Raw genomic sequence first — 17,094 nt, 5'->3', positions numbered from 1 at the left:
GCAGTCACTTCGCGTCCTCCCCTGGCTTCTTGTCCTTGCCGACCTCTGTGTCGGACGACGTAGCGGCCGGCCGCTCGGCGGACGAGCCGGGCCTGCCGACCGGGCCGGCGGCCGAACCACCGCTGGTCGAGCCTGTCGAGCCCCCGGTCTCAACCTGCGACTCCGGCGCCCTCCAGTCGTTCTCGCGGGCGATCCGCAGCCCGGCGAGGGTCGGCGCGCCCGCGCCGGCACCCTCGTCGGCGCGGCCGTCGTCGAACCCCGCCAGGACCCGGCTCATCTGCTTGAACGAGCACACCGACGCGGCACCACGGGTGGGCGCGACATCCTCGCCGAGGCGCAGCCTGTCCGCGAGCGCCGTCGCCGACTCCGGCGTCTGGTTGTCGAAGAACTCCCAGTTGACCATCACGACGGGCGCGTAGTCGCAGGCCGCGTTGCACTCGACGCGTTCGAGCGTGATCGCGCCGTCGTCGGTGGTCTCGTCGTGGCCGACGCCGAGGTGGTCGCTCAACTCGTCGAAGATGGCGTCGCCGCCCATCACCGCGCACAGCGTGTTGGTGCACACGCCCACGGTGTAGGTGCCGTTGGGGTGGCGCTTGTACTGGGTGTAGAAGGTCGCGACGGCGGAGACCTCGGCGGCCGTGATGCCGAGCATCTCGGCGCAGAACAGGATGCCGTCCCGGCTCACGTAGCCGTCGATCGACTGCACGAGGTGCAGCATCGGCAGCAGACCCGAGCGGGGGTCCGGGTAGCGCGCCATGATCGCCGTGGCGTCGGTGGTCAGCGTGGCCAGGACGTCGGCGGGGTAGCGGGTCTTCGTCGTGGGCTTCTCTACCGGCTCTGCGGTCATCGGTCCACACCTCCCAGCACGGGGTCCAGGGAGGCGACGGCGACGACGACGTCGGCCACCTGGCCGCCCTCGCACATCACGGACACGCCCTGGAGGTTGTTGAACGAGGGGTCGCGGAAGTGCGCGCGGTAGGGCCGGGTGCCGCCGTCGGACACGACGTGCACGCCGAGCTCCCCGCGCGGGTGCTCCACGGTCTGCCAGGCCTGGCCGACGGGGACGCGGAAGCCCTCGGTGACCAGCTTGAAGTGGTGGATCAGGGCCTCCATGGAGGTGCCCATGATCTTCTTGATGTGCTCCAGGGAGTTGCCCTGGCCGTCGCCGCCGACCGCGAGCTGGGCGGGCCAGGCGATCTTCTTGTCGGCCACCATGACCGGCTCGCCCTCGGTGCGGTCGAGCCGCTCCATGGCCTGCTCGACGATCTTGAGGGACTGGTAGCACTCCTCGATGCGGAGCACTACACGGTCGTAGCAGTCGGCACCCTTCGCCGTCGGGACGTCGAAGTCGTACGTCTCGTAGCCGCAGTACGGGTTGTCCTTGCGGACGTCGTACGGCAGTCCGGTGGAGCGCAGCACGGGGCCGGTGATCGCGAGCGCCATGCACCCGGTCAGGTTCAGGACGCCGACGTCGGTCAGGCGCGCCTTGAAGATCGGGTTGGCGAGCATGAGGTCGGTCAGCTGCTTGAGGTACCCGCGCACCTTCTTCAGGGCCTCGCGGGCCTGCGTGGTGAACCCCTCCGGCGTGTCCACCGCGACCCCGCCGGGGCGGATGTACGCGTGGTTCATGCGCAGGCCGGTCACGGCCTCGAACAGGCGCAGGATCTCCTCGCGGGCGGTGAACCCGACGGTCATCACGGTGGTGGCGCCCATCTCGTTGCCGCCGGTGCCGAGGCAGACCAGGTGGGAGGAGATCCGGTTGAGCTCCATCATCAGCACGCGGATCACGGAGGCGCGCTCGGGCACGTCGTCGGTGATGCCGAGGAGCTTCTCGACGGCGAGGCAGTAGGCGGCCTCCTGGAACAGGGGTGCCACGTAGTCCATGCGGGTGCAGAACGTGGTGCCCTGCGTCCACGTCCGGTACTCCATGTTCTTCTCGATGCCCGTGTGCAGGTAGCCGATGCCGGCGCGCGCCTCGGTGACGGTCTCGCCGTCGATCTCGAGCATCAGGCGCAGCACCCCGTGCGTGGACGGGTGCTGGGGGCCCATGTTGACGACGATCCGCTCTTCGCCGATCGCCTCGCGCGCGATGTCGTCCCAGTCGCCGTCGCCGTAGGCCTCGAAGGCGCGAACGGTGGACGACATGTCCTCGTTCCCGGCGGGCCTGGTCGCGTGCGGAGCAGCTGTGGGAGCGTTCATGAGTAGCTCCTCCTCGTGTCCGGCGGGGGCACGGTGGCCCCCTTGTACTCGACGGGGATGCCGCCGAGGGGGTAGTCCTTGCGCTGCGGGTGGCCCACCCAGTCGTCCGGCATCTCGATGCGGGTCAGGGCGGGGTGACCGTCGAAGACGATCCCGAAGAAGTCGAACGTCTCGCGCTCGTGCCAGTCGTTCGACGGGTACACGGACGTGGTCGACGGGATGTGCGGGTCGTCGTCCGGGGCCGCGACCTCGAGCCGCAGGCGGCGCGAGTGCGTGATCGAGGCCAGGTGGTAGACGGCGTGCAGCTCCCGGCCGGCGTCGTGCGGGTAGTGCACCCCGCTGACGCCGAGCGACAGCTCGAACCGGAGGTCCTGGTCGTCGCGGAGCGCCTGGCAGACGGCGACCAGGTGCTCGCGGGCGACGTCGATCGTCAGCTCCGCCTGCTGGGCGTCGGCGTTCGCCGCGCCGTGCAGGTCCACGACGACCTTCTCGACGGCCTGGTCGAAGGTGGGTCCGCCGGTTCTCGCGGCGTCGTCCAGCACCTCGGTCAGGACGTCGACCACCTGGTCGAACCAGCTCCCGTACGGGCGGGCCGACGCCGCCGGCATGGCGATCGGCGTGATCAGACCGCCGTAGCCGGACGTGTCGCCCGAGCCGCCCGCGCCGAACATGCCGCGCTTGACCTCGACGATCTCGAGCGTGGCGGCGCCCTCGGGCGGCTGGACCGTCTCGGCCACCGCCTTCTGGTCGCCGCCGGGCGTGACGTCGCTCATCGCAGCAGACCCTTCATCTCGAAGGTCGGCGTGGCCTCCATGGCGGCCGCCTCGGCAGCCCGTGCGGCCTCGATGCGGTTCACGCCGAGCGGCGCCTTCTGGATCTGGTCGTGCAGGCCGAGGATCGCGTTGATCAGCATCTCCGGCCGCGGCGGACAGCCGGGCAGGTAGATGTCGACAGGGACCACGTGGTCGACGCCCTGCACGATGGCGTAGTTGTTGAACATCCCGCCCGACGACGCGCACACACCCATCGAGAGCACCCACTTGGGCTCGCTCATCTGGTCGTACACCTGGCGCACGACCGGGGCCATCTTCTGGCTCACCCGGCCCGCCACGATCATCAGGTCCGCCTGCCGCGGCGACGCACGGAAGACCTCCATGCCGAACCGCGACAGGTCGTAGCGCGACGCGCCCGCCGCCATCATCTCGATGGCGCAGCACGCCAGGCCGAACGTGACCGGCCACAGCGAAGCCTTGCGCAGGTACCCGGCGAGATCCTCGATCGTCGTCAGCAGGAAACCTGACGGCGCTTCCTCGACACCCATGTCTCCTCCTTGCTGCCGGGACCCGCCCGGCGTAGCCGCACGACGCCGTCAGGCACCGTGCATGAAGTCCTTTGCTGCCTCAGACCCAGTCGAAACCGCCACGGCGCCACTCGTAGACGAACGGCACGGTGATCAACGCCAGGAACGCCAGCATCGCCACCAGCCCGAACGTCGCGAGCGTCGTGAAGTCCACGGCCCACGGGTAGAGGAAGACGACCTCGATGTCGAAGACGATGAATGTCATCGCCACCAGGTAGTACTTGATCGGCAGCCGTCCGCCGCCCACAGCGTGCGGCGTCGGCTCGATGCCGCACTCGTACGAGTCGAGCTTGGCTCGGTTGTAACGCTTGGGACCGATGATCGCGCTCGCGGCGACACCACCGAGCGCCAGGACGGCGCCGATCGCCATGAGGATCAGGATCGGTACGTAGGGGTTCATGCTGTGCCCTTCGTGGACGACGTGCCCTTCGGATGCGTGATGCGCTGCGTGCGACCGCTCTGCGTACGACTGCTCATGAGCGGGGGACCACCCTGGTCAGACCCGCGATGACGCGGTCCACCCAGTCGCCGCCCTGCGGTTCGTAGCAGTCGGACAGGAGCTTGAGCGTGAACTGCATGACCACCTTGCGGGGCAGCCCGTACCGGACGCAGAGCCGCATGATCTCCGGGTGCTCGATGAGCCGCACGAACCAGCGGCCCAGCGTGTAGTAGCCGCCGAGGTCGTCGCGCATGCGGTCCGCGTACGTGCCGAGCGTGGCCTCGCGGGCCGCGTCGGTGTTCTTGTGCCGCGCCTGGCTGATCGCCTCCGCGGCGACCCGGCCCGCCTGCAGCCCGTAGGCGATGCCCTCGCCGTTGAACGGGCTCACCATGCCGGCGGAGTCGCCGGCCAGGAGCACACCGTCCGCGTACAGCGGGCCGCGGTTGTAGCCCATGGGCAGCGCCGCGCCGCGGATGGGCCCGCGCTCCGGCTCGTGCACCAGGTCCCAGCCCTCGGGTGCGCTCTTGTCCAGCCAGGTCTCCATGAGGCGCCGGTAGTCGATGCCCGCCTTCGACTGGCGCGCGGGCGTGGAGTGCACGCTGCCGAGGCCGACGTTCACCGTGCCGTCACCGAGCGGGAAGATCCAGCCGTAACCCGGCAGCAGGTCGCTCTTGCCCGGCTCGCCGTCCCACAGCTCGAGGTGCGACTCCATGAACGGGTCGTCGTGGCGCGGGGTGCGGTAGTAGGCGCGGACGGCGGTCCCCATGGGCCGGTCGTCTCGGCGCTCGCGACCGATCGCGAGCGAGAAGCGCGAGCTGACACCGTCGGCCGCCACGACCACGGGGGCGCGCAGCTCCTTGACAGGGCCCTCCGCGCGGCCGCGGGCGTCGAGCGGCTGGGCGGTCACGCCGACCACGCGGCCGCCGTCGTCGTCGCGGAGCGGGCCGGTGACCTTGGTGCGTTGCAGCAGCTTGGCGCCGCTGGCCTGGGCGTGCTGGGCGAGGGTGTGATCCAGCGTCATGCGGGACTTGGCCATGCCGTAGCCCGGGTAGGTCGTGAGGGTGGGCCAGTCGAGCTCGTAGGAGCGGCCACCGCCGTGGACGCGCAGGCCGCGGTTGCGGATCCAGCCGTCCTCCTCGCGGGTGGGGACACCCATGCGGACCAGCTCGGCCACGGCACGCGGAGTCAGGCCGTCGCCGCAGATCTTGTCCCGCGGAAACTCGCCCTTCTCCAGGAGCAGGACGTCAAGACCCGCGGCCGCGCACCAGTGCGCCGTGGACGAGCCGGCCGGACCGGCGCCCACCACGATGACGTCCGCGTCGTCGCGTCTTTCTCTTCGCACGTTCACCCCCGTTGGGAACCCGCAGCTGGTCGGTGCTGACCGCGCCGTGCGGGGTTCTACCGGGCTTCGTGACAAGCCCTTGTGAACCCTGTCACAACACCGACACCCTAGCCACACTTAGGGGGGATTGTGTAGGAAGGTTCCCCTTACTTTGCCGGGGGTGTCCCGGGGCGCCGGAGCGAGGCCGGCGCCACGAGGAGAGGTACTGAAGCGGGCCGCACCAAGCGGGTGAATCGATGACAGGCCGGTCAGGCCCCAATACTCTGCGATGGCGTGCTATCCCGCCGCCTGCCCTGAGAGGACCACCCGAACACATGGTCAGCACGAACCGCCCGACAGTTGCCTTCAGTGCCATCGCTGCCCTGGTGGTCGTCCTGGCGGGCTGCACGGGTGGCGAGGATCCTGCGTCCAGCCTTCCTTCGGAGCCCGCATCAGCGTCCGCGTCGCCCACAGCGTCGCCGACGCCAGCCGACCCGCTCGTCGCCGCCCAGCAGGAACGTATCGACGACGCGCTGCGCCGGTACGAGGAGTACCTCGAGATCGACGAGAAGCACCAGAAGGCGGGCACCAACGGCTACGAGGAACTGGCGCTCTACCTCGGCCATCCGGACATCCTCAACAACGAGTACATGAAGTGGGAGTTCCTCGCCGAGCAGGGCTACAAGATGGTCGGGCACAGGAAGCCGATCGTCGACGTGCTCGACACCCGGTATGAAGGCGACCCGCTCGCGGCCACCATCAGCGGCCACCGGGTCTATCTCGACTTGTGTGTCGACGGCTCCGGAACAGAGATAGTCGATTCCGACGGGAAGCCCCTTCCCATAGCCGATCCCTACCCAGACAGATTCGTCAAGAAGATCGAGATGCAAGGGCAGCCCAGCGAGAAGTGGACGATCGTGGAGAACAACTCGAAGAAGACTGCGTGCTGACATGAGTCGCATGCACTTCGCGAGGACAGTCCGGCTGCCCATCCTGCTGACGGTCTGTGTCCTGACGGCACTTGCCGTCGCAGTCGGCCCACCAGCCGATGCTGGCGTCGCAGCTGATACACCTGGACAGGACACCGGAAACTGCGTTCCTGACGGAAATGGCGAGTGGATCTGCGAGGGGCAAGAGGGCGAGTCTCCCGGAGGTTCCTCGCCCGGTGACACGACTCCCGCCAATGGCAGCGAGCTGGTCTGCAGGGAAGGCGTCAGGGAGGTGCCCTGCATGGACCGGGACGGCGGCGTGTGGAACGGACGCTGCTACGCGACCGTGCTGGATCCACCACCGGCGAAGACGAATCCCCTCTGGAGGGGGCACGACGACGGCGTCATCATGACCTGCATCCTGCGGATCCCGGCGTGCGACCAGTCCGCCGGGATCCACCTACCACCCGAGGACTGCGTCCTGCGGTGGTGGGCGCCCGTCCCCGAGGGCAGCATCAACGTCGAGCAGGTCGCCCGCGACGCCTTCGCCCGCGCCAACCCGACCGAGATCCCCATCGGAATCGTGCCCGAGAACGAACCCGGTCGCGTCGGCCTGGTCGGGATGCCCGTCTGGATGTGGGTGCAGGACCCCGGAGAACGCACCATCGGCCCCCTGACCGCGACCGCGGACGCGGGTAGCGCGACCGTGACCTCGACCGGACGAGTGGCGGACATCGACTGGGACATGGGCGACGGAACCACCATCACCTGCCAGGGCGCCGGCACTGTCTACCAGGACAGCTTCGGCGTGAAGGACTCCCCGGACTGCGGCCACCGCTATACCAAGCAGGGCGACCCGTACACCGTGACGGCCACGTCCCACTGGGTCGTCAACTGGCACGGCGCCGGCCAGTCCGGCACCTTCACCCTCGACCTCACCAACGAGACCCAGATCGTCGTCGGCGAGGCCCACGTCATCACGCAGTAGACGGTGACCGGACGATCCCGCAGGACATCCGAGTGGACGTGTCGAGTGGAGGTGTGAGGTCTTGTGGACAGTGCGGTGACCGACCCGTCAGGACTGATCGATCCGGACGTGTTCCCGTTCCGGTCCGGTGCGTTGTGGACAAGTCTGGACGACGTAGCGGAGAACGCACGCTTCTGCCGCCAGACCGGCCAGTCCGTCGGGCAGGCTTCCAGAGACGTGCATACGACGTGGGCCGGCCTGCGAGAGCACTACCAGGCACCCGAGGGCGAGGACCTCTACCGCACGATGGACCCACTCAAGATCTCGGGCGATCAAGAGTGGGAAGCGCTTGACCAGGCCGGCGGGCTCATGGACACCTACGTGGAAGAGCTGATGCCCGTGCGGCAGAAGCTGGCGGTGCTGGAGGCCGACGCCGCGGAGTTCCGTTCGCGGGTCAGGAGCGGTGTTGTGGTGACCGCCCAGGACATAGCCCTCGGGCTGTCGAGCCCTCTGATGGACGCCGTCCTGAGCCCCGAGGCCTGGCCTGGTGATGGGGAACCTGAACGGCGTCCCGCTGAAGTACCGCGCCGACGCGAACAAGATCAACCTGACCGGTGAGGTCGCTAGCCTGCGTGCCCAACAGGCACGCATCAACCAGCAGATGGACGCGGTCCGGGCCCAACGGTTCGGCCGCGGCAACTACGCGCAGATCACCGCAGAACTCAACCGGCTCAAGAACGAGCGGGACCGGCTGGACGGACCGATCCGCGAGCACGCGCACTGTCTGCACCTGGATACGCCGCAGAACGAGTACGACGCGAATGGTCGTAGGACCACGCGCACGAACGTGGAGGTTGTGGCGTTCGATCCAAGCGCGCACGCTATTGCGACCTACCACGGTCGGTACGACGAGAACGGCGACATCGCGGCCGACGTCGAGAACCTCGGGGTGTACGTGCCGGGGACCTTTACCCGGATCGACCACTTCAACGGCGCCGACACCCGCGCGTACGACCTCTACGTTGGGTCCAATGCTGAGAAGTTCGGGCCCGGGCGGACGGGGATGATCGCGTGGGCAGGTGGCCAGTTCCCGAACAGCATCCCGGACGCGATCAACGGGAAGTACGCCCTGGACCTGGGCCCCAAGCTGCGCGACTTCGTCGCCGCGGTCGACACGCGTCCCGATTCCTCGGTGTTGGCGGTCAACGGGCACTCCTACGGGGGCCTCGTGGTGGCCCGGGGCGAGGCTGCGGGACTGGGAGCCGACCGGGTGATGTACACCTCTTCGGCGGGTCTGGGCGAAGGGGTGCAGTCGGTGACCGAGTTCCCGAACACCGGCGACGTGCCGCACTACACGATGATCGGCCGCGGGGATGGCGTGGTCGGCCTGGTCCAGCAGGACCCCGTCGGTATCCACGGTGACGCGCCGCCGTACGTCGGGAGCGTCATACGCGCGGAGACCGGGTTCCAAACGGACGGTGACCCGTCCAGCGGCACCATCGAGGAAACTGGCCTGTTCAAGCAGCACTCGAGCGTGTACGACGTCGGATCGACGGCGTTCAACGGCCATGTCGGCTTCTTCACCGGAACCCAGATCGAGCTCTTCTCCCCAGACCGGATCATCGATAACCCGTGGGGCCGGTACGGGGGCGTTACCCGGGTCGACGGCATCAAGCACCCGATTACCAGCCCAACATGCTCGACCTGTCTACAGAGGAGAAATCGTGAGAACTCACCGACAGCCCCGGGGAACCCGATGACACGCTTGAAAGCAGTCCGGCGACCCGCCCTGCTGGCCTCGTGCGTCGCGGTGATCCTGACGATGACCACCGCGTGCGGCACGAGGAGCGACGTGACGATCGAAGAGTACGAGATCCAGTCCGAACAGATCGCCGACCGGTTGATGGCCACCATCGAGGGCGTGGACCGCTACCAGGACGACATCATCGCCAGCCAGAGCCAGTTCGTGGAGGACGTCGGTCACGACCGGCAGGACCACCCCTGGCAGTACTGGCACTGGAACGGGTCCGTCGAAATCGCCCCCGACGCGACCATCACCCCCGAACAAGCCGCCGACCGCATTGCCGCCGTGCTGGAGGACGAAGGATGGACCGCCCGCGAACCCGATCTGCGTGAGTTGGGCGGCGAGTATGCGTACGACCTTTCCGACGACCAGAAGGAAGAACGCGACTGGTACGTGGAAATCGGATTCACGCTGAGGGAACCTCCCGCCCCGCAGAACGTCAGCATCACGGTCGTGAGCCCCTCCACGGACCGAACCGCCGCCGACTCATGAACACGACACCTGAGAACGCGAATCAGCACAAACTGAGGCCGCCCGTCGATCCCACGATCGCAGGCTGGTCCGTACTCGCGAATGTTGCACTGCTCGTCGCCTGTCTCGCATGGGGGTTCGTGAGCATGTTTGGGCTGGTCTGGATCTGGATGCTTCCCCTGCTCGCCGTGGTCATCGTCGCCTCACTGATACAGACCGCGCGGCGATGGGGTACCTGGTCATCGCTGAAAGGACCGGGATTCGGCCTGCTCGCCGTAGCCATCTCCGTCCCGATTGGCATCTGGCACTCGAGCATCTGGATGGATGCGGTTCTTTGAAGAGGAGCGGCACACCATGACCGGATACCGAATCGCCCCCGACCTGGCCGACAAGACACTGCGGCAGGCTGGCCGGCACGCCGAGCAGCTGCACGCAGCCGCGCAACGGCTCGCCGCGCGCAGCGACGGTTCAGGCATGAGCGGAGACCCCGACGTCGTACGCGCCGTAGCCGGGTTCTACGCGCTCCATGAACGGCGTGCACGAGGATTGGCCGCGCAGGCGAACCGCCCGCCGGGACGGTCCCCTTACTTTGCGGTCGGTGCCGCGCGCCAGGGCTCACGTGCCCGGACCAGGTCATGGACCAGTGCCCGCCAGGGGATGATGAAGACGAACGGCACCGCGAAGGAGAAGGCGAACAGGGTCTCGGAGACCTCAGGGGTGATGCCGCCGCCCCACAGCGACGGCACCGCGACCACGAGCACCCAGATCCCCTTCCACAGCACCTCGAGGACGAGCACGGCGGCCATGCGCACCGGGGCGAAGAACCCGATGATCGAGAGAAGCTGCAGGGCGCACAGCACGGCGTCGAAGGTGCCCTCGATGAGCGGCCGGTCGGAGCCGGAGGCCAGCAGCCGGGGCCAGGCGACGAGGGCGAGCCCGACCACCATGAGCAGGTAGCAGGCACGCATCAGGTTGCGTCGCAGGGGTGTGATCGTGTCGGTCGTCGCCGACCTGGTCAAAGTGTCCATGCGGTCAGTCTTGTCCCGGCGTCCCGGCACCGGAATGATCCGGTGTGTCAGTGTCCCTGACCCTGCGCGTCAGGGGTCTCCGCGGCCCCGGCCCGAGGAGGAGCACGGTGCGACGAGCGACGACAGCGGCCGGTCTCGTCGCCGGGCTGCTCACCTACGCCGAGCGGCACGGCGCGGACGCGGATGCCCTCGCCACGGCCTCTGGCCTGTCTCGGGAACGACTGCGCGACCCGGACGAGCGCGTTCCGCTGGCGCGCTACCTGGAGCTCGTACGCGTCGTCCGCGTGGCTCTGGACGACGAGGCGCTGGCACTGCACCACGGGGCCGAGGTCGCGATGGCCGACGTGTCGATAGTCGGTCTGATCATGGAGGCGGCCCCCGACATGGCCACCGCCCTCCGGCAGCTCCAGCGGTACGGACGGCTCGCGCTGGCGATCGACGACGGCGACGACGGTCCGCAGTTCGAGCTCGAGTGTTCCGGGGACCGGCTGCTGCTGGTCGAACGCCGCCCGGTGGATCCGGGACCGGAGCTGTCCGAGGAGGCTGTCACGCGTCTGGTCTGTGGTCCGCGGCGGTTCCTGGACCGTTCGCACGTGCTGCGCGTGCACCTCACGCGTACGGCGCCGGCACGTCCGGACGAGTACGAGCGCGTGCTGGGCTGCCCGGTCCGGTTCGGCGCCTCGCGCACCGAGATCGAGCTCCACCCCGAGGTGGGTTCCTGGCCCGTGGCGCGCCATCCCCGCTACGTCTTCGGGGTCCTGCGGGAGAAGGGGGACGCGCTGCTCGCCCGGCGTCCGCCACCGGAGACCTTCCGTGAGCGGGTGGAGGACCACGTGCGCACCGTGGTGCACGAGGGCGAGGTCAGCGCGGACGCCGTCGCGGCCCGGCTCCACTGCAGCCGCTCGACGCTGTCCCGTCGCCTGCGTGCCGAGGGCACCGGCTTTCGGCAGGTCGTCGACGACGTGCGGCGCGACCTCGCGACCGCCTACCTGCGGGCGGGCCGGACGTCCGTGGGCGAGGTCGCCTACCTCGTGGGCTTCTCCGACGCCGCCGCCTTCTCACGGACGTTCCGGCGCTGGACGGGGCAGCCGCCCGGACGATTCCGGGCGACCGCCGCGACCGCCGCTGAATGACCGGTCTCCCTCAGGACCTGGGCGGTGCCGGAGGCCGCGGACCGTCGATTCCCGCCGTGTGCGCGGCGATCGCGAGCTGCGTGCGGTTCTCCAGGCCGAGCTTGGTCAGTGCGCTCGAGATGTGCGCCTTGACCGAACCGTGCGACAGGTACAGCCGGCGGGCGATCTCGGCATTGCCGAGACCGGCGGCGACGGCGCCCGCGACCTGCCGCTCACGGTCGGTGAGCGCGGCGAGGCCGCCGTCCGCCGTCATGCGGCTCTCTGCCGCGCCGGACCCTGGACGGCCGGGTCCGGCGCCCTCTGGCGCGTCGGCCACGTGGTCGATCAGCCGCCGCAGCACGGTGGGCGAGACCGTCGGCTCTCCTGCGGTCGCCGCACGGATCGCCCGGACGATGTCCACCGGCGGTGTGTGCTTGAGCAGAAAGCCCGACGCCCCCGCGCGCAACGCGTCGAGGACCACAGGTTCCGTGTCGAACGTGGTCAGGACGACGACCACGGGCTGCGGGACGTCCCGCGTCGCCCGCAGGGCACGCAGCGCGGCGACGCCGTCGAGCCGCGGCATCCGGATGTCCAGCAGCACCACGTCGGGCGTCGTCTCCCGCACCACGTCGACCAGCCGGTCGCCGTCGTCCGCGTCCCCGACCACGTCGATGCCTGGCGCTCCGGTGAGCATCAGCCGCAGACCCTCGAGGACCAGCGGGTCGTCGTCCACCAGAACCAGGCGGACCGGCGTCATGTCCGCTCCCTCGGCAGGTGAGCGGTCAGGCGGAACTTCCCGTCGTGGACGCCGTGCTCGAAGCTGCCGCCGTCCAGCCGTACCCGTTCGGCCAGGCCGATCAGCCCGGCACCCACGCCGGGCACCTCGCTCGCGGTCACCCCCAGGGGCAGCGGGTTGGCCACCGCGACGTACACCTGCCCGTCCGCCAGGCCCACGTCCACGGTCACGACGGCGCCGACGGCGTGCTTGCGGGCATTCGTCAGCCCCTCCTGCACGGTCCGGTAGACCGTGCGCTGGACAATCTCGGGAAGGTCCGCGAGCGGCTCGAGATCCAGTCTTGCTGTGACCCGCTGTCCGGCGCCCTGCGCCTCGTCCACCAGCCGGGAGACGTCCCGGAGCAGCGGCTGCGGGCGCTCGGGCGGGGCCGCGGGCACGGCCTCCGACGCCGGGCCGTTCGACGTGCCGGTCGCCACAGGGTCTCGTAGCACGACCAGCACCTGCCGCAGCTCCTCCACGGCCAGGTGCGCGTTCTGCCGGATCACAGCCGCGGCGGCGCGGACCTCGTCCAGCGTGGGTGGCACGTCGCCCGTCGTGCGGTACTCCAGCGCCCCGGCGTGCACGGAGAGCAAGGAGACCCGGTGCGCCAGCACGTCGTGCATCTCACGGGCGATGCGCTCGCGCTCGGCCCGGCGCACGCCCTCCAGCCGGGTCGCCGACTCCCGGCGCTCGCGGGCCGCGTCGGCACGCAGCCCTTCCAGCACGAGGCGCCGCGAGCGGGTGAGCAACCCGAAGCTGAGCGCCAGCAGGTGCAGGAGCGAGATCACGATCAGCCACGACGCCCAGTCGACCCCGGGGACCGGGAACAGCGCGTGGTACGGGATGGCGGCCGCGAGGTAGCCGCCGACCAGCGGCACCGACAGTCTCGGACGCAGGTAGGCCGCCATCCGGTAGATGACGACGACCACCGCGAACGCCGCGCTCGCCGACAGCGCCGCGGGCACGAACACCACCAGGCCGACGGCCAACGGGTGGCTGCGGCTCCACCAGAGCGCGCAGCAGGTCGCGATGCCCATGGCGAAGTCCCAAGGCAGGAACCAGTCAGGTACCCCCGCGGTCCCCTCCCGCACCGGGTCCCAGTACGACGCCCAGACAAGCAGTGCGAAGGCGAACAGCAGGCAGTCCACGAGCCACTGGACCCGGTTCCGCCGGACGCGCAGCGGGCTCAGCCCGGCGAGCACGGACCGTCGCCGTCCCTCGATCGGGGGTGCCGCGCTGACCATGCGTCGAGAATAGTTACCCGCTGCCCGGCGCGGCCACGGATCACGGCAGGTCTGGCCGATCGGCCAGACCTGCCGCACCGAGAAATGGCCGATCGGCCGATGCGCGCGCCGCCCCCGGGCGGCAGGCTGCAGACATGACCCCAGAACCCTCAGGCCTGGACAGCGCGCCACCGTCCGGCGCGGTTCCCGCGCTCGAGCTGGACGGACTCCGCCGCGAGTTCGCCGACAAGGTGGCAGTGGACAGCATCGATCTCCGGGTACCGCCCGGGTCGTTCTTCGGCCTCGTCGGCCCCAACGGCGCGGGGAAGACCACCGCCTTGTCGATGGCGGTCGGCCTGCTGCGACCGAGCGGCGGCCGGGCCGTCGTGCACGGGGTCGACGTGTGGGCCGACCCGATCGAGGCCAAACGTCTGCTCGGTGTGCTCCCCGACGGTCTCGCACTGCCCGAACGGCTGACCGGTGGCGAGCTGCTCACGTACTGGGGGCGGTTCCGCAGGCTCCCCGCGCAGACGGTCGCAGACCGTACCGCCGAGCTGCTGCGCATCCTGGAGCTGGAGGAGGCGGAGGCGCTCGGCACGCTCGTGGGCGAGTACTCGACGGGCATGCGCAAGAAGATCGGCCTGGCGACCGCGCTGCTGCACTCGCCGCGCCTCCTGGTGCTGGACGAGCCGTACGAGGCGGTGGACCCGGTCTCCGCGCGGGTGCTCACCGCCATCCTGCGCCGGTTCACCGACTCCGGCGGCTCCGTCATCATCTCGAGCCACGTGATGAGCCTCGTCGAGCAGCTCTGTGACCGCGTGGCGATCATCGCGCGGGGCCAGGTCCTGGCCGACGGCACCCTGGACGAGGTTCGCGGCACGGGGACCCTCGAAGACCGGTTCGTCGAGCTCGTCGGCACCACCGACCTCGCGAAGGAGGACCTGACGTGGATCGGGAGCTGATCTCGCTCAAGCTGACCACGCTGCGCCACACGGCCGTCGGCATGCGCCCGGCGGGCTGGGCGATCGGCGGGGCTCTCGTGGCCGCGACCTGGGCGGCCGCCGCGCTCGCCGGCGGCGAAGACGCCCGGCACACGATGCTCACGCTCACCCTGCTGCTCTGGGGCGTCGGCGCGGCCATCGGCCCGGTGATGATGAGCGGGGCCGGCACGCTGCGTCCGGCCTGGTTCGCGCTGCTCCCGGTCCCCCGCCGAGCTCTCGGCCGCGGGCTCCTCGTCAGCGTCTACGTGAGCGTCGCCGCCGCCATCGTGCTCGCGGCGCACCTCGCCGTCGCCGTGCACGCCGTCCTGCTGGACCCTGCGACGCTCGCCGTCGCCGTCCCCGGGGCCGTGCTGACCTGGGTGCTCGTGATCGCGCTGTCCCGGCTGGTCTACGGGCTGCTCGGCGCGGCGATGGGCTCACGCGTCGGGATCGAGATCGCGGGGATCCAGTTCGGTCTGATGTTCGCGGGTATGTTCGCCGGCTGGATCCCGGTCAGCATCGCCATCGAGCGCACGCCCGACCTGCTGGCCACCGGCATCACGGACAGCGCAGTGACCCGGGGCCTGGACATGAGTCCTACGTCCTGGTCGGTGCTCGCCGTCGAGCGTGCGGCGGGTGGCGACTGGGCCGGTGCGTTCGTCCTGCTCGGCGCCCTCGCGCTGTGCGCTGGTGCGGTCGTGGCGGCCACCGTCCCGCTCCTGGTTCCGTCCACCAGCCCACGCGTGCAGCAGCGGCGGGGCCGACGCCGGTCCGCCCGCCTGGTCGCCGGCGGCGGGTTCCTGCCCCGCACGCAGACGGGTGCGGTGATCGCCAAGGAGGTGCGTCAGTGGAGCCGCGACGGCTGGCGTCTGCTGGAGGTGCAGTCCGGTGTCTGGACCGGCATCCTCATCGGCGCTCTCGCGCTGACCAGCGACGACCTGCGGGGCATCGCGGCGTTCTCCGGCCTGATCGTCGCGTTCATGCTCGGTATCTCGGCCTGCACGATGTACGGCCAGGACGGCAGCGCGGTGTGGCTCGACGTCGTCGGGCAGGACGAGACGTCGGTCCGGGCGGACGTCCACGGTCGCCAGTGGGGCGCCGTGCTCACGTTCCTGCCCAAGGTGCTGGTCGTGACGGCGGTCTTTGTGGTGCTCAGCCAGGCCTGGTGGGCGGTACCGATCCTGCTCGCGGCGACCCCCGCCCTGTTCGGGGCAGCCTCCGGAGCCGCAGTGGTCGTGGCCGCCGTGGGGGTGTCGCCCGGAGTCGACCCACGGCAGCGGGTCGGGCCCAACGACGCGGTCGGGAACATCACGTTCCACGTGTGGATAGTGATGTTGCTGATCTCGGTCGGTGTCGCACCGACCGCCGGGATGATCGTCGCCTACGCGACGTCGCCGTCCGCGTGGCTGGCGGCTCTCTTGGTCGCTGTCGGCCTGGTCAACGGATTCGGCGCCGCGTGGCTGCTCGGCCGGATAGCGATCGGCTACCTGACCGATCGGCTGCCGGACCTGTTCAGCCGCATCCGGTACGGCCAGGTGTTCCGCGAGACCAGCGCCGCGGGCGCGCTCGACTGGTTCGAGTCCGCGACGCTCAGGGGCGAGCAGGAGGCGAAAGCCCGGAAGCAGAAGGAGCGGGCGGACCGGGTCGCCCGGTCCGCGGCGCGGTGACGAGCGACGGCGGGTGGCCCCAGACGGCCACCCGCCGTCGCCGTCGGCCCGTCAGGCCGGGCGGACCGCCCGGTGCAGCGCGACGATGCCGGCGGACACGTTGCGGTAGGCCGCGTGCTCCCAGCCGGCCTCGAGCAGCAGGTGGGCCAGCTCGACCTGGGTGTGCCAGGTGCGGATGGACTCGGCGAGGTAGTCGTAGGAGCCCTTCTCACGGGTCACGAGGTTCGCCACCACCGGCAGCGCACGCATCAGGTACTCCTGGTAGACCACTCGGAACGGCTTCCACGTGGGGGTCGAGAACTCGCAGATCGCCACGCGGCCACCGGGCCGGACGACGCGCAGCATCTCGCGCAGCGCCACACTCGTGTCCGCCACGTTCCGCAGGCCGAAGCTGATCGTCACCGCGTCGAAGGACGCGTCGGCGAACGGCAGCCGCATCGCGTCCCCGGCGACGAACGGCAGGTCCGGCCTGCGCTCCTTGCCGACCTGCAGCATGCCGATCGAGAAGTCGGACGGGACCACGAACGCGCCGTCGGCGGCGAAGGGCTCGCTGCTGGTTCCGGTGCCCGCGGCGAGGTCGAGCACCCGCTCGCCGGGCATCGCGGCAACGGCGTCGACCGTGAGACGCCGCCAGCGCCGGTCCTGGCCCATGGAGATCAGGTCGTTCGTCAGGTCGTAGCGGGCGGCGATCCCGTCGAACATCGACGCGACCTCGGCCGGCTTCTTTTCCAGGCTTGCGCGGGACATGCCGCCATCGTTTCATGAAGTCCTCATCAGGATCTGAGGGCTTGGATCCCAGTCGGCTCGTCCACCCCCTTC

General features: G+C 70.0%; 18 protein-coding genes. 8 read left to right on the top strand and 10 right to left on the bottom strand.

The window, feature by feature from the left end; genetic code table 11:
• Nucleotides 1-4 precede the first annotated feature (4 nt).
• The 6 genes from nuoE to ACQEVI_RS14620 form a co-directional block, all read right to left on the bottom strand.
• Nucleotides 5-847 (bottom strand): NADH-quinone oxidoreductase subunit NuoE, encoded by an 843-nt coding sequence (gene nuoE / locus ACQEVI_RS14645; protein ID WP_432900106.1) that lies wholly within the window; start codon nt 845-847, stop codon nt 5-7.
• Nucleotides 844-2,199 (bottom strand): NADH-quinone oxidoreductase subunit D, encoded by a 1,356-nt coding sequence (locus tag ACQEVI_RS14640; protein WP_432900103.1) that lies wholly within the window; start codon nt 2,197-2,199, stop codon nt 844-846. Before ACQEVI_RS14640 ends, nuoE begins: the two co-directional genes overlap by 4 nt.
• Nucleotides 2,196-2,972, bottom strand: coding sequence for an NADH-quinone oxidoreductase subunit C (locus ACQEVI_RS14635; protein WP_432900101.1), 777 nt, complete (start codon nt 2,970-2,972; stop codon nt 2,196-2,198). The genes ACQEVI_RS14640 and ACQEVI_RS14635 overlap by 4 nt, the downstream gene beginning before the upstream one ends.
• The gene (locus ACQEVI_RS14630; RefSeq protein WP_419704328.1) at nt 2,969-3,520 is read right to left on the bottom strand and encodes a NuoB/complex I 20 kDa subunit family protein; all 552 of its coding nucleotides are present in this window, start codon (nt 3,518-3,520) and stop codon (nt 2,969-2,971) included. The genes ACQEVI_RS14635 and ACQEVI_RS14630 overlap by 4 nt, the downstream gene beginning before the upstream one ends.
• Before the next feature lie 79 nt (nt 3,521-3,599).
• A complete protein-coding gene (locus ACQEVI_RS14625) occupies nt 3,600-3,959 on the bottom strand; it encodes an NADH-quinone oxidoreductase subunit A (protein ID WP_020016036.1) in 360 nt (119 codons plus the stop codon).
• 73 nt (nt 3,960-4,032) lie between these two features.
• Nucleotides 4,033-5,340, bottom strand: coding sequence for a geranylgeranyl reductase family protein (locus ACQEVI_RS14620; RefSeq protein ID WP_432900096.1), 1,308 nt, complete (start codon nt 5,338-5,340; stop codon nt 4,033-4,035).
• Nucleotides 5,341-5,654: 314 nt separating this feature from the next.
• Here ACQEVI_RS14620 and ACQEVI_RS14615 point away from each other — a divergent pair, with 314 nt between their 5' ends.
• The 5 genes from ACQEVI_RS14615 to ACQEVI_RS14595 all read left to right on the top strand — a co-directional run bounded on the left by ACQEVI_RS14615 (nt 5,655) and on the right by ACQEVI_RS14595 (nt 9,828).
• Nucleotides 5,655-6,269, top strand: a complete 615-nt coding sequence (locus ACQEVI_RS14615) for a hypothetical protein (protein WP_432900094.1) — start codon at nt 5,655-5,657, stop codon at nt 6,267-6,269.
• Nucleotides 6,270-6,549: 280 nt separating this feature from the next.
• Nucleotides 6,550-7,236, top strand: coding sequence for a hypothetical protein (locus ACQEVI_RS14610; protein ID WP_432900091.1), 687 nt, complete (start codon nt 6,550-6,552; stop codon nt 7,234-7,236).
• Nucleotides 7,237-7,311: 75 nt separating this feature from the next.
• Nucleotides 7,312-7,833, top strand: coding sequence for a hypothetical protein (locus ACQEVI_RS14605; protein ID WP_432900088.1), 522 nt, complete (start codon nt 7,312-7,314; stop codon nt 7,831-7,833).
• A complete protein-coding gene (locus tag ACQEVI_RS14600) occupies nt 7,766-9,511 on the top strand; it encodes an alpha/beta hydrolase (RefSeq protein ID WP_432905945.1) in 1,746 nt (581 codons plus the stop codon). The genes ACQEVI_RS14605 and ACQEVI_RS14600 overlap by 68 nt, the downstream gene beginning before the upstream one ends.
• Nucleotides 9,508-9,828 carry a hypothetical protein gene (locus tag ACQEVI_RS14595; RefSeq protein ID WP_432900085.1) on the top strand — a complete coding sequence of 107 codons (321 nt, stop codon included), beginning with the start codon at nt 9,508-9,510 and terminating at the stop codon, nt 9,826-9,828. Before ACQEVI_RS14600 ends, ACQEVI_RS14595 begins: the two co-directional genes overlap by 4 nt.
• 246 nt (nt 9,829-10,074) lie before the next feature.
• On the opposite strand, the gene ACQEVI_RS14590 is transcribed toward ACQEVI_RS14595, so the two are convergent.
• A complete protein-coding gene (locus ACQEVI_RS14590) occupies nt 10,075-10,518 on the bottom strand; it encodes a hypothetical protein (protein WP_432900082.1) in 444 nt (147 codons plus the stop codon).
• A 107-nt stretch (nt 10,519-10,625) separates the two neighbouring features.
• Between ACQEVI_RS14590 and ACQEVI_RS14585 the strand changes: the two genes are divergently transcribed.
• The gene (locus tag ACQEVI_RS14585) at nt 10,626-11,651 is read left to right on the top strand and encodes an AraC family transcriptional regulator ligand-binding domain-containing protein (RefSeq protein WP_432900079.1); all 1,026 of its coding nucleotides are present in this window, start codon (nt 10,626-10,628) and stop codon (nt 11,649-11,651) included.
• A 10-nt stretch (nt 11,652-11,661) separates the two neighbouring features.
• Here the strand turns inward: ACQEVI_RS14585 and ACQEVI_RS14580 are convergent, their stop codons facing one another.
• Nucleotides 11,662-12,387: a response regulator gene (locus ACQEVI_RS14580; protein ID WP_432900076.1), complete on the bottom strand. Its 726-nt coding sequence runs from the start codon at nt 12,385-12,387 to the stop codon at nt 11,662-11,664.
• Entirely contained in the window at nt 12,384-13,649 is a 1,266-nt protein-coding gene (locus ACQEVI_RS14575; protein ID WP_432900073.1) for a sensor histidine kinase, read from the bottom strand. The genes ACQEVI_RS14580 and ACQEVI_RS14575 overlap by 4 nt, the downstream gene beginning before the upstream one ends.
• A gap of 134 nt (nt 13,650-13,783) precedes the next feature.
• Between ACQEVI_RS14575 and ACQEVI_RS14570 the strand changes: the two genes are divergently transcribed.
• Nucleotides 13,784-14,590 (top strand): ABC transporter ATP-binding protein, encoded by an 807-nt coding sequence (locus ACQEVI_RS14570; RefSeq protein WP_432900070.1) that lies wholly within the window; start codon nt 13,784-13,786, stop codon nt 14,588-14,590.
• The gene (locus ACQEVI_RS14565) at nt 14,575-16,275 is read left to right on the top strand and encodes a hypothetical protein (protein ID WP_432900067.1); all 1,701 of its coding nucleotides are present in this window, start codon (nt 14,575-14,577) and stop codon (nt 16,273-16,275) included. Before ACQEVI_RS14570 ends, ACQEVI_RS14565 begins: the two co-directional genes overlap by 16 nt.
• Nucleotides 16,276-16,326: 51 nt before the next feature.
• Here the strand turns inward: ACQEVI_RS14565 and ACQEVI_RS14560 are convergent, their stop codons facing one another.
• A complete protein-coding gene (locus ACQEVI_RS14560; protein ID WP_432900065.1) occupies nt 16,327-17,022 on the bottom strand; it encodes a demethylmenaquinone methyltransferase in 696 nt (231 codons plus the stop codon).
• Between the last annotated feature and the right edge of the window lie 72 nt (nt 17,023-17,094).

Source organism: Promicromonospora sp. CA-289599, from assembly GCF_050936155.1.
Taxonomy (GTDB): Bacteria; Actinomycetota; Actinomycetes; order Actinomycetales; family Cellulomonadaceae; genus Promicromonospora.
Note: the sequence above shows the minus strand (reverse complement) of the source record. Positions and strands in the feature narration are given on the sequence as shown.